Source organism: Oceanobacillus manasiensis (assembly GCF_000724085.1).
GTDB classification, from domain to species: domain Bacteria; phylum Bacillota; class Bacilli; order Bacillales; family Amphibacillaceae; genus Oceanobacillus_B; species Oceanobacillus_B manasiensis.
Genome location: NZ_CCDL010000001.1, coordinates 935,223 through 947,766, shown reverse-complemented (window position 1 = coordinate 947,766; position 12,544 = coordinate 935,223). Strand labels below are relative to the sequence as shown.

The 12,544-nt window shown below is 41.1% G+C and carries 14 protein-coding genes; all 14 read right to left on the bottom strand.

All coding sequences use genetic code 11. The features are described 5' to 3' along the window. Positions 1-17: 17 nt before the first annotated feature. On the bottom strand, positions 18-566 hold the full coding sequence (locus tag BN985_RS04780; protein ID WP_042221424.1) for a F0F1 ATP synthase subunit delta: 549 nt from the start codon (positions 564-566) through the stop codon (positions 18-20). Next, on the bottom strand, positions 563-1,090 hold the full coding sequence (gene atpF, locus BN985_RS04775; protein ID WP_042221423.1) for a F0F1 ATP synthase subunit B: 528 nt from the start codon (positions 1,088-1,090) through the stop codon (positions 563-565). Before atpF ends, BN985_RS04780 begins: the two co-directional genes overlap by 4 nt. A gap of 126 nt (positions 1,091-1,216) precedes the next feature. Further along, complete coding sequence (gene atpE / locus BN985_RS04770) at positions 1,217-1,429, bottom strand: F0F1 ATP synthase subunit C (protein ID WP_042221422.1); 213 nt, start codon at positions 1,427-1,429, stop codon at positions 1,217-1,219. A gap of 43 nt (positions 1,430-1,472) precedes the next feature. Next, positions 1,473-2,195 (bottom strand): F0F1 ATP synthase subunit A, encoded by a 723-nt coding sequence (atpB, locus tag BN985_RS04765; protein ID WP_042221421.1) that lies wholly within the window; start codon positions 2,193-2,195, stop codon positions 1,473-1,475. A gap of 42 nt (positions 2,196-2,237) precedes the next feature. Next, complete coding sequence (locus BN985_RS04760; RefSeq protein WP_042221419.1) at positions 2,238-2,639, bottom strand: ATP synthase subunit I; 402 nt, start codon at positions 2,637-2,639, stop codon at positions 2,238-2,240. A gap of 638 nt (positions 2,640-3,277) precedes the next feature. Further along, positions 3,278-5,449: a S8 family serine peptidase gene (locus BN985_RS19470; protein WP_042221418.1), complete on the bottom strand. Its 2,172-nt coding sequence runs from the start codon at positions 5,447-5,449 to the stop codon at positions 3,278-3,280. Positions 5,450-5,588: 139 nt separating this feature from the next. Then, entirely contained in the window at positions 5,589-6,701 is a 1,113-nt protein-coding gene (wecB, locus tag BN985_RS04750; protein ID WP_042221417.1) for a non-hydrolyzing UDP-N-acetylglucosamine 2-epimerase, read from the bottom strand. A 21-nt stretch (positions 6,702-6,722) separates the two neighbouring features. Further along, complete coding sequence (upp, locus tag BN985_RS04745) at positions 6,723-7,352, bottom strand: uracil phosphoribosyltransferase (RefSeq protein WP_042221416.1); 630 nt, start codon at positions 7,350-7,352, stop codon at positions 6,723-6,725. A 152-nt stretch (positions 7,353-7,504) separates the two neighbouring features. Beyond that, positions 7,505-8,740 carry a serine hydroxymethyltransferase gene (locus BN985_RS04740; protein WP_042221414.1) on the bottom strand — a complete coding sequence of 412 codons (1,236 nt, stop codon included), beginning with the start codon at positions 8,738-8,740 and terminating at the stop codon, positions 7,505-7,507. A gap of 22 nt (positions 8,741-8,762) precedes the next feature. Continuing rightward, positions 8,763-9,338, bottom strand: a complete 576-nt coding sequence (locus tag BN985_RS04735; protein ID WP_042221413.1) for a TIGR01440 family protein — start codon at positions 9,336-9,338, stop codon at positions 8,763-8,765. Between the two features lie 26 nt (positions 9,339-9,364). Beyond that, positions 9,365-9,808 carry a ribose 5-phosphate isomerase B gene (gene rpiB, locus BN985_RS04730; protein WP_042221411.1) on the bottom strand — a complete coding sequence of 148 codons (444 nt, stop codon included), beginning with the start codon at positions 9,806-9,808 and terminating at the stop codon, positions 9,365-9,367. A 59-nt stretch (positions 9,809-9,867) separates the two neighbouring features. Then, positions 9,868-10,470 (bottom strand): low molecular weight protein arginine phosphatase, encoded by a 603-nt coding sequence (locus BN985_RS04725; RefSeq protein ID WP_042221409.1) that lies wholly within the window; start codon positions 10,468-10,470, stop codon positions 9,868-9,870. Positions 10,471-10,725: 255 nt separating this feature from the next. Continuing rightward, positions 10,726-11,277 carry a manganese efflux pump MntP gene (locus BN985_RS04720; protein WP_042221407.1) on the bottom strand — a complete coding sequence of 184 codons (552 nt, stop codon included), beginning with the start codon at positions 11,275-11,277 and terminating at the stop codon, positions 10,726-10,728. Between the two features lie 72 nt (positions 11,278-11,349). Then, complete coding sequence (locus BN985_RS04715; protein WP_042221406.1) at positions 11,350-12,372, bottom strand: L-threonylcarbamoyladenylate synthase; 1,023 nt, start codon at positions 12,370-12,372, stop codon at positions 11,350-11,352. Positions 12,373-12,544: the final 172 nt, after the last annotated feature.

Genomic DNA, 12,544 nt, shown 5'->3' with positions numbered 1-12,544 from the left:
CCATTTCACCCCTGTCATCATTTGTTTGCAGATACAATATTTCGTTCGAGCCTTCTCAGCTTCCCACTAATAGAACCATCATAAATCGTGTTACCGACACGGATTTTGACCCCGCCAATCATCGTAGGGTCCACAACATTATGAAGTTTAATGGCGGACTTTTTGAATCGCTTAGCGAAAGAGAATTCCAATTCACGGCGTTCTTGATCCGTTAATTCACGAACAGAGTATACTGTTGCTTCTGCTATTCCTTTGGCATCATTTACTAAATGGATAAAATGATCGATAATGGCTGGAATTATCTCAACCCGATGACGTTCCACAAGTAGATTCAGTGTGCTTACGATATCTTTATGTAGACCTTGAAAGGGTACTTCCACAACCTTTTTCTTGTCCTCTTGCTTAATACGAGGATGCGTCAGGAATGTATAAAGTTCTTTGTTCTGTTGAAACACTTCTTTTACTGTAAGCATCTCTTCTCTGAATTGATCCAATACAGCCTTCTCAATACCTAGCTGGAAAAGAGCCTCGGCATAACGCTTCGCTACCGTTGTTTGATTGCTCATAGCTCTTCTCCTGCCTCTTTGATGTAATCATTGATTAGCTTTTCTTGATCTTGTTCACTAATTTCTTTTTCAATAACCTTGCTAGCAATAAGTACAGATAAAGAAGCTACTTTATCCTGTAATGCCTGCAACGCTTTTTCTTTTTCGTTTTGAATATCTGCTTGTGCGTCCTGCTTAATTTTCTCAGCTTCTGCACGAGCTGCTGCTATAATGTTCTCTTGCTGCGTCGTACCTGCCATTCTAGCATCTTCTATCATTTTTTGTGCTTCTTGCTTCGTCTGTTTAAGCTGTGCAGCGGCTTCCTTGGATGCCTTTTCTGCATCCAATCTACTTTTCTCAGCAGATTCGATCTCGCCTGCTACATATTCTTCACGTTTTTGCATCATATTCATAACAGGGCCCCAAGCAAACTTCTTCACAAGGAATAGTAAGAGGAGGAAGAAGAACAATTGTGTTAGCATGTCTCCTACTCTGAAACCTCCGACGCTTGCCCCGATTGTCAATACGTCAATATATGAGTACACTCATTTCACTCCTTTCACAGTTTTCCACATCTGTTTATGCTATCGTTGTTTATAGACATACATAAAGCAATGGCGAAGACTCTTGTTACTAATCCTCGCCATTTAAATCCTATGAAGGACGTCCGTTTACATGAAAATAGCCATGAATGCGATAACTGCTGCTATAATAGGAATCGCCTCTACTAGTGCTACCCCAATAAACATTGTACCTTGTAAAGAACCTTTTAGTTCTGGTTGACGTGCAATACCCTCAACTGTTTTACTTACGATCATTCCGTTACCAAGACCAGCGCCTAATGCTGCCAATCCAATTGCTATTGCTGCTGCTAAAGCTGCCATTTAAACTTCCTCCTTTTATATTAAACCTTTTTTTATGTTTTTATTAATGGTCACTGCTCACCTTATGTGACATGTAAACCATTGTTAACATCGTGAATACAAATGCCTGAATAGCTCCGATAAACACACTGAATCCTTGCCAAACAATCATTGGAGCAGCGGCACCTAAGAAGCCAAGCACTCCAGACATAGCTAAACTTACTAGTAAACCTAGTAGTACTTCACCTGCATAAATGTTACCAAACAAACGAAGACCTAACGTTAATGTATTGGTAAACTCTTCAATTATCTTAAATGGTAACATCAGCGGTACTGGACTTACATATCCTTTTAAATAATGCTTTGTCCCCTGGATTTTAATACCATAAAAGTGAGTCATTACAACCACCATTGCTGATAGTGTTAATGTTATTCCAGCGTCTGCTGTAGGTGACTTCCACCATAAATCGTGTCCCCAAACTCCTACTGTTGCAACCCCTAGTAAATTACTTACTAAGATATACGTAATAAGAGTCAGACCAAGTGGCAAAAACATTTTACCTGTTTTCCAGTCCATGGTATCATTTACGATACCTTTAACAAAGTCAACTATCCACTCCATGAAATTTTGTAATCCGGTAGGCTTCATTTGTAGTCTACGGCTGGCTAGTACACTTAAAATAAAGACGATTGCTGAGGATACAGCGATCATGAGAACGTTTGCCAGATTAAAATCAAGCCACGATATACCGAACACATTTTCAACTATTGGAGCTGTATGATTCAAATTCATCACCCCTTTACTATCCCATCATTGAAGCTAAAAACACTACTTATCTTTATTCTCCTTATGCTTCTTTTTATAGGAGAACATCCGCAACGTCAAATCCAGTCCTAATACGACATAGGAAGTAACAATCCCAACTACTAATGCTATAATGTGGAAATGCTCTTCAAAACGAATGGCGATTAAAACTGCTAACATGACTGCAGCCAGTCTTGAAAAAGTACCTAGTCCACCTCTAATTTTACTATTTGATGCAACAGCATTTGCGAGATATGTCGTTTTATGCTGTAGCAACCATAAGTTATAGAAGCTAACAACCGTACCTAAAAGAAGACCATTAAAAATTCGTGGATGGGGCAAAAATCCGGCTCCAAGCACCATTATTGCAAGAAGATAGAGCATCCATTTACGCTGACGCGTAACCATACTTTCGTAATCAAACATATTACTCTACTCTCCTAAAAATCCAAAACCGCAAATCGTTGATATACCAGCGTTCAAGCAAATGGTTTCGTTTTCACAGCATGCTATACTTTTGCGAAAAATCCCGTTCCCCAAGCCTATCCACGTAAAGATGATTGCTATGTAATAGATTAAGAGAAAAAAAGGAAGCTGGAGAATTGCGCGCATGGCGGAGTTTTGGACGTTTTGCAGTGATTGTGAAATTATCACATCCCCCACACTAAGCAAGTGTACAATAGCCCCTACCTATTGTCAATTAGTTATTAGAATGTTTTTTGATTTAACTATAATTCCCAAATTAATACCATTTTTGATTGATTTTGTGTCTATTCCAGAGGAACTTATTTAAGGAATAAACAGAGATAAATTCTCACTATATCGTGAATGTGGACAATCTATTCACGTACTAGATGAACAACCTTCATTTCGACAAAAGGTTTCCAGATTTGTTGGGTGGACTTTCAGTTATGTGATTGTAACTGACATTTACCCATTATGATTATATGCGCATGCTGTGGAAGATTCAGGAAGGAGGCAAAGATTTTCCTGAATGCCTTCCTTCCTATTATATATCATTTCCAAGCGTGATTTCGTGACATTTTTGTGAACGTACAAAGAAACTATGGCTTGATGGTTATTTCTGTCTGATACGAAGCAAAACTACCATCATCTAACTTAACTGTAATGAGCGCTAAATAGTGACCTGCTTCACCAATTTCTTTCTTTGTTAGCTTCCCTTTATTCTCACCTGTAGTAACTTCGTCCAGATTTAAAAAAGTACGTTCAAATAATAGACTATCTGGATCATACAGATCAATTTTGACACTGGTCGCTGTTTCCGCAAGATAGATTTGATACGTATACGCTTCGCTAGAAAAAGCCTCAAGTGAAAATTCAAAGCCCATCGCTTTTGGATCATCCGCGGTTTTATTTATAAATAAGTAGGGAAGTTGATAGGTTGTTTCTCCTTCTGCTATACTCAACCATCCTTGATGCACGCCTTGATTCAACAATTCTGACGTAATAGCAAGATTAACTGGGACTGTTTTTTTCTCACCTGGATTTAAAGAGAACCTTTGCGGCAAACTCCATTGTATGCCGCGTTGCTTTTTTGGAATAGCAAATGTGTACGTTTTTTGCTCATCGGATTGGTTTGTGATGGTCAGCTGCTTTGTTTTTTCTTCTCTGTAGGATATAAATTTCCCATAAGAAAGAGCAGGATCCTCAATAATAGTAGAAGCGTGTATAGCCTCGTCCGGGTTCATCACACCAGAACCTTGCATAATTGGCTCTATTGCTTTATCATCCTGTTCCATCTGCCATGCGGTTGTTTTTAAAGCACCAACAATCTGATCATTTGACCAATCAGGGTGTGCCTCCTTCATTAAAGCAATCGCTCCGGCTACATGAGGTGCTGCCATACTTGTACCTTGTAAGGCTTTATAACCGCCCGGGACAGAGCTCATGATATTCGTCCCTGGTGCCAGAATATCCGGTTTAATATCCCAATTGATTGTAACCGGACCGCGGGAGCTAAAATCAGCAACAGAAACTGGTAGTTGATTATACTGGGTCTCCAATTGCAGATTATCTTTTTCCGACATGGACTGAAGCCATTCTCCATCCTCTTTTGATATAGACGCTACTGGTATGGTAACCGGATCCTTTGCATTTTCTATAGAACCTTGAAATGCTCCTGCCTCACTATTAGCGATGACCACAGCAACAGCACCTTCCTCTTCAGCTTGTTTTGCCATGTCATAAAAAGGAACTTTCCCACGCTGCAATACTGCAATTTTTCTTGACGCATCCTGCCCAGCTACTGCTATCTGGTAAAATGTGTCCAACTTCCATGGAATGGATCCGACCATGGGAGTTATCCCAATTCCCCTATCTTTCCATCTTGCGTAAAGGTATGGATTTTGTCTGGCAGGACTAGTAGCACCGACCGAGATTGCTTTGGACGCTGTGGCTGGTGATCCAACAGTCCATTCTGCCGGTCCGTTATTTCCATTTGCAATGACAACTGCTACTCCTAGTTCAGCCGCCCTGTTAACAGCTAAACTTGTTGGATAGTCCGGCCCATTTACATTATTCCCAAGTGATAGATTCATCACATCCACACCATCCTTGACTGCCTGCTCCATTGCGGCAATTACTTGGACAGATGTACCACTTCCCCCAGGACCAAGTGCGCGATACGCATAAATCTCGGCATCTGGTGCAACACCTTTCATCTCGCCATCCGCTGCTATAATCCCAGCCACATGGGTACCATGTAGTGTCGGAATTCCCTGATTCGGTTTTGTCTCCATCGGATCATCATCAAGATCTACAAGGTCGTAGCCTTTTACATAGTTCGTCTTTAAGTCAGGATGGTTGTAATCGATCCCTGTATCAATTACACCGACCTTTACACCTTTTCCTGTATAGCTCGTATTATTAAATGTTTCTGGAAAAACAACATCTTCCGGTAAAGAGTCGTCTTTCAATTGGTTGTTTACCGTCACATCGTACTGCTGGACTGTATGGACGGATTTTACAAAGGGCATTGCTTCCATTTTGGCAAGTCTTGCTGGTGTTCCTTTTATGGCTAAACCCTTAAATAATGTTTCATATGATGCAACCACCTCGACAAATGGATGGTGTGCTTCAATATATTCTTTATGTACGTTGGGATCACCGTCCACTTCTATGATTAGCGACTGTGTTTCGCTTCTCTCAGCAGAGATCGGTTGTGGGTAGGCCAGCATTAAAACGACTATGCTAACGAAGTATAAAACGCGACGCATTCCAAGCCCTCCTTTTCAGATTAGTTTTTGAAAAAGAAGGAGAATTTATGCAAGAGGGAGAGTGTTGGCTTTTCATAGTGATGAAAAACCCGACAAACGACATAGAAAAAGCCACCCAGTTCGATGGGTGGCCATTCGGTTATTTAAAATACGTTAAAATTTCGTCTGCTATTCTTCTGGAGGCTTGTCCATCACCATAAGGATTAGAAGCTTTCGCCATCTCCTTATGAGCCTCGTCATTAGATAGGAGCTCGTTCGCCATGGCAAAGATGTTTTCTTCATCTGTACCAGCAAGCTTAAGGGTACCTGCCGCAATCCCCTCTGGTCGTTCTGTTGTGTCTCTTAATACAAGAACAGGTACGCCAAGAGATGGCGCCTCTTCCTGCACACCACCGGAATCAGTCAGAATGAGATGTGATCTGGAAGCAAAGTTATGAAAATCGACTACACCAAGTGGCTCGATTAATTGAATGCGTTCATCATCGCCCAATATAGTATTTGCTGTATCTTGCACAACTGGGTTTAAGTGGACAGGATAAATGACATGAATATCTTCATGTGTCTCTACCAATCGCTTAATTGCCCGAAACATCTGCTCCATGTTGTTCCCAAGATTCTCCCTGCGATGTGCTGTCATAAGCACCAAACGCTTATCCCCAATAGCGTCAAGGAGCGGACTAGTGTACGCACTGTCTACTGTTGTTTTCAATGCATCAATAGCCGTATTACCCGTTACTGCAATCCGTTCATCAGGCTTACCTTCATCTAGAAGATTTTGCTTTGATTTGTCTGTTGGTGCAAAATGTAAATCTGCCATGACACCAGTTAGCTGGCGGTTCATTTCTTCTGGGTACGGAGAATATTTATCCCATGTACGCAAACCAGCTTCCACGTGACCTACTGCAATTTGGTTATAGTAGGCAGCAAGAGATGCCGCAAAGGTAGTTGTCGTGTCACCATGTACAAGCACGATATCAGGTTTGGTCTGCTTCATAACCTCATCCAAGCCTTCGAGGGCTCTAGTGGTTATTTGCGCAAGAGACTGCTGCTTCTTCATAATATTCAAGTCGTAATCTGGTTTTATGTTAAAGATTCCAAGAACTTGATCAAGCATTTCCCTATGTTGTGCCGTTACCGTTACAATCGATTCAAATTCCTCTGGACGCTTTTGTAATTCCAAAACAAGCGGGGCCATTTTGATCGCTTCCGGTCTAGTTCCAAAAATAGTCATTACTTTTATACGATTCTGCATAACAGGCACTCCTATCCTTGTTTACTTAGTACCAAATAAACGGTCACCAGCATCTCCAAGACCTGGAACAATATAGCCTTTCTCATCAAGCTTTTCATCTAAAGCACCTAGGTAAATATCAACGTCTGGGTGTTCTTCTTTAATCATTTCTACACCCTCTGGTGCTGCGATTAGACACATTAGACGAATGTTTTCCGCACCACGCTTTTTCAAGGAATGGATCGCATCATTTGCTGAACCACCCGTTGCAAGCATAGGGTCAATTACGATTAACTCACGTTCATTTATATCAGATGGTAATTTAATATAATATTCAACTGGCTGAAATGTTTCTGGATCACGATAGAGTCCAACATGGCCAACTTTTGCAGCAGGAATTAATTTCAAAACCCCATCAACCATTCCAAGGCCGGCACGCAAAATCGGAATGAGACCAATTTTTTTACCCGAAAGCACCTTCGCCTGTGTTTCTACTACAGGAGTATGAATTGTCTTATCCTGCAATGGAAGATTTCTTGTAATTTCAAAAGCCATTAGCATTGCGACTTCATCCACTAGTTCACGAAATTCCTTTGTTCCTGTTTCCTTATTCCTTATGTAGGTTAGCTTATGCTGGATTAACGGATGATCCAGTACGAATACGTTACCCATTTTGCCGATCACTCCTTTAGTATTAATACATCCTTCAAATTGTACTGAAAAAAAGCGCTGCTTTCAAGTTAAAAAACAAAAGCGCATCTCCTTTTCATTGTTGGCTAAAAAACATTCAAATAAAAGGATGCCCAAAATGGACATCCTTTATATTAAGCATAGAGAGGTAATTTAGACGTAAGCTTTGCTACACGTTCTTTCGCTTCTTCTAATTTGGAAGTATCTTCATGATTCTTTAATGTTAAGGAAATAATGGAAGCAATTTCCTTCATTTCTTCTTCACCAAAACCACGTGAGGTTACTGCAGCAGTTCCCACGCGTACCCCGCTTGTAATAAATGGACTTGAAGTATCAAATGGAATGGTATTTTTATTTGTCGTAATCCCAATATCATCTAGGACTTTTTCAGCAACCTTTCCAGTTAAATCAAGTGGTGTAACATCTAATAGTAATAGATGATTGTCCGTACCACCAGAAACGATGCGAACACCTTCTTCATTCAATGCTTTACTTAGTGTCTTCGCATTTTGAATGATTTGCTTCGTGTATGTTTTAAAATCATCAGACAACGCTTCTTTAAACGATACTGCTTTCGCTGCAATAATATGCATAAGTGGTCCACCCTGCATTCCTGGAAAGACAGATTTATCGATTTTCTTCGCGTATTCTTCTTTACAAAGGATCATGCCACCCCTAGGTCCGCGTAGCGTCTTATGGGTAGTTGTGGTTACAAAGTCAGCATAAGGTACTGGATTTGGATGCAAGCCTGTAGCAACAAGTCCAGCAATATGCGCCATATCAACCATCAAATAGGCACCTACAGTGTCTGCAATTTCTCTAAATTTGGAGAAGTCAATAATACGAGAGTATGCACTAGCCCCAGCAACAATTAACTTTGGTTTTACTTCCATTGCTTTTTCAAGTACAGAGGCATAATCAAGCTGCTCGGTTTCCTTATCTACACCGTAATCTACAAAATTATACAATGTTCCACTGAAATTTACAGGGCTCCCGTGAGTGAGGTGTCCTCCATGATTAAGGTTCATACCTAGCACTGTATCTCCTGGCTCAAGTGCAGCAAAATAAACAGCCATATTTGCCTGCGCACCCGAGTGTGGCTGTACATTCACATGTTCTGCCCCAAAAAGGTCTTTGGCACGATCACGCGCTAAATTTTCCACTACATCAACGTGCTCACAGCCTCCGTAATAGCGTTTATCAGGATAGCCTTCTGCATATTTATTAGTTAAAACAGACCCCATTGCTTCCATTACGGCTTCAGAAACAAAATTCTCAGATGCGATTAATTCAATCTTATCCTGCTGGCGGGATTTCTCCGCCTGAATTGCTTCAAAAATTTCCTTATCTGCTTGTTTTACATGCTCCATACGTAAAGCCCCCTATGTACATTTATTTACAGCTAGTATTAGCTTGTATACGTTCATACTGTGCACGTTGACCACCAATCAATTTAGGTCTTGTGATGGCAGTAGTTACACGTGCTTTCCCAACAAAACGTTGCTTGAACCTTAGCGGTACTGCAACATGTTTTAGGTGCATACCAATCATCGTTTCTCCAATATCCATTCCAGCATGGGCCTGGATTGTTTCCACTACAACCGGGTTTTGAAAATGTTGAAAGGCATAGGTAGCCATTGCTCCACCTGCCGTTTTCACAGGAACAACTGACACTTCTTCCAATTGAAGTCGTTCCATCACTTCCCGTTCCATGACAAGTGCACGATTAAGATGCTCACAGCATTGAAAAACAGGAACAATTCCCGTTTTGGCCTGTAAATCCTTAACAGACATAAAGACTTCTTCTGCGATTGCTTCACTTCCTGAAGTACCAATTCGCTCTCCAGCTATTTCACTAGTAGAACAGCCAATGACGAACGGCAGAGCTTCTCGCAAATACTCCCCGGTACTCCACTCCTGGACAATTTCTGACAACTCTGCTTTCAAACTCTCATAAAAACTCGTCATGTTATCCACCTCTGTTCATTGGACCATCAGGCATCTTTTTCATAGGTGCCGATTTTACCAATGCGATTTTCATGGCGACCACCTTGGAAATCTGTTTCAAGCCAAACTTTAGCTACTTCACGGGCAAGGTCTGGACCAATTACGCGCTCTCCAAGTGCTAGTACATTTGAGTCATTATGCTGCCTGGTTAATTTAGCTGAATACATATCATGTGTTAACGCACAGCGAATGCCTTTCACTTTATTGGCTGCAATTGACATTCCAATTCCTGTCCCACAGATGAAAATCCCACGATCAAATTCCCCATTTGCTACCCGCTCTGCGGCAGGTAACGCATAATCAGGATAATCAACTGAAGATTCACAGCTGCATCCCGTATCTTCATAGTCAATGCCCATTTCCTCTAACAAATCCTTTACTACATTGCGCACCGTTACGCCAGCATGATCTGCCGTGATAATTACCTTCATTAAAAATCTCCCCTTATGCTTAGTCTGTGCGTTTTCGTTTAAACAGTTTAGGTTTAATTCTAGGTCATCTTCTTCTTTAAAAGATCAATGTATTCTTCCATCTCATTCAGTGTTTTTTGGTAGACTTCTACACTGCCACCAAATGGATCAGAGATATCATAATTAATCAGCATTGCTTCAAGGCTTCTTATATGCTCAAGGTCCTTTGCCAAAAAGTCCCTAAGTTCCTTATCAAGACGTATGTTATCTAATTTATGTTGGTTCTTTTGGATAAATAAAGAACGCTTCTCTTCATAATCAGCATACGCTTGCTTTAACTCATTCCAAATTTTCTTATCTGACTCGGAAACATATTCCTTTAAAGTAAAATACTTTTCCTGAAAGCCTGGAAAAGACATAATTAAGGACTGTTTATGCTGGGTCGTCATTGTTAAAACCACATCCGCCCAGTGTAGCAAGCTCTCTGTAACAGGTTGCGAGTTATGATGTAGTGTGATTTCACGCTGTTTTAACACCTCTACAGCATTCACATTTGCCCGTTCACCAGCACCTGCATAAACCCCTGCTGATTGCACTTCCGCTTCAGGTATTTTATATTTAACAAGCGCCTCAGCCATTGGACTTCGGCATGTATTCCCTGTACAGACAAATAATATCTTCATAAACAACCTCCGCTTAGAAAAACGCGCACTCGCTCGACTCTTAGCGAATGTTTACGTTTTCCTTATACTTGGGACTTCAAAATTTTAACTATGTCACCGTTGCTTCCTAGCTAAAATTTTATACGTTTCTAACGTGAAAAAAATCTCTAGTATAAATATAGCACATTACAAGAGGACATGTCAGTTACATGAAGTAAAACATGCTTGTGAAAATAAAAAAACCCTGGCGATATACCAGAGCCTAAACATTTTCCTCTAACCAAATATTATTTTCATTCCAAACGCCACCAAAATACTGCCACCAAGTATTTCACTATAAGCACCTAATAAGCCACGGACCTTTTTTCCAATTAACATTCCAACCCAGGAAAGAAGCATACTAGCTGCTCCGAACATGAATAACACAAGTGCTGTTTTAACACCAGACATCCCTAGACCAAGCCCAACAGAAAAACTATCAATGCTGATACCAAATGACATGATCAACAGTCCTGTGCCAACAGGTTCTATAACTTTTTTCATTTCATGGTTAAAAGCAGAAAAAAGCATTTGGGCGCCAATTCCTACTAGCAGGAGGCCACCTAATAAAATGGTAATCTGCCCAATTCCTTCTGAAATGAATTGCCCCAACACTATGCCAATAAATGGCATCATAATATGAAAAAGACCAACTACAATACCTATCAAGGCAATACGCTTTAGCCGCAGACGCTGCATTCCAAGACCTAGACCTACGGAAAATGCATCCATGCCAAGCGCAAAGGCCAAAAATAAAATTGATATGAATTCCCCAACATATCCTGACATCAATATCCCCCTTGAACATGCTTCTAAACTATATGCATGTCCAAGAGGGATTATGAGGACAACCTTTATTTGCTACTGAATATATTGACTAGCAGCTTTTTTTAATCGATTCATAACTGCCTGTCCTATTCCTTCTTCCGAAAAAGATTCACATATTATAAGGTCCACATTGTGTTTGTTAAACTCTCGTAAAGCGTCGTAAATGGTGGAGGCGACTGTTCCCATATTACCGCCCAAATCTTTTTTCACATCAGCTCGGATTGCCGACACAGTGTCACTAGCTGCCATCACCCCAATAAGGTGACCTTTTTCTTTTTCTGTGTCAATTACCTGTTGTAGCTTTTCAGCAGACCCCTTCACTATCCATAAAGGGGCATCTGGGGAATAATGTTTGTATTTCATTCCAGGAGATTTCGGGTGTTCTTTTTCATTAGCTAAACCAGGATCAACCATTACGGTCCCCACCACTTCCTCAAGTTGTTCCTTTGTAATTCCGCCAGGGCGAAGAATAATCGGGATAGCCTGTGTACAATCAAGCACCGTTGATTCCAAGCCTACACCCGTGGCGCCACCATCAAGGATCGCTGAAATTCTCCCATTCAAATCCGACCAGACATGATCTGCAGTTGTTGGGCTTGGCTTCCCAGACAAATTCGCACTGGGTGCAGCAACAGGTATAGCTGCTTCTTCCAATAATTTTAATGCCAATGGATGACCAGGCAACCTAACCCCAACAGAATCTAATCCCGCCGTCACATTTTGAGCGCATCGACCATTACTAGGCAATACGAATGTTAGTGGGCCAGGGGTAAATGCTTCAATTAATTTATCCACATAGGCAGGAACGGCTGATACAAGTTCTTTTAGCTGCTGAGCTGTCGCCACATGAACAATTAGGGGATTGTCCTGTGGACGGCCCTTAGCCTGAAATATCTTATTAATTGCCATTTCATTTGTCGCATCTGCTCCTAGCCCATAAACCGTTTCAGTAGGGAAAGCAACCGCCTCCCCGGCCTTTAACAATTCCGCCGCAAACCGAATTACGCCCTGTTCATCTTGTTGTAAATCTTTAGCATACCATCGTTTCGTATCCATACGTGTCCCTCTTTTCCTTACCTCATTTTAGTAGATTACCCCATATTTCGCAAAGGCACGCGTTGCAACTAAAAGGGCTATGAAAGAGGAAACTGCTAATTTACCCAAGCTTAGTGGATACCCACATCTTTTCCACAACAGAAAAGACCTGCATTTATCCACAGGCCACCTC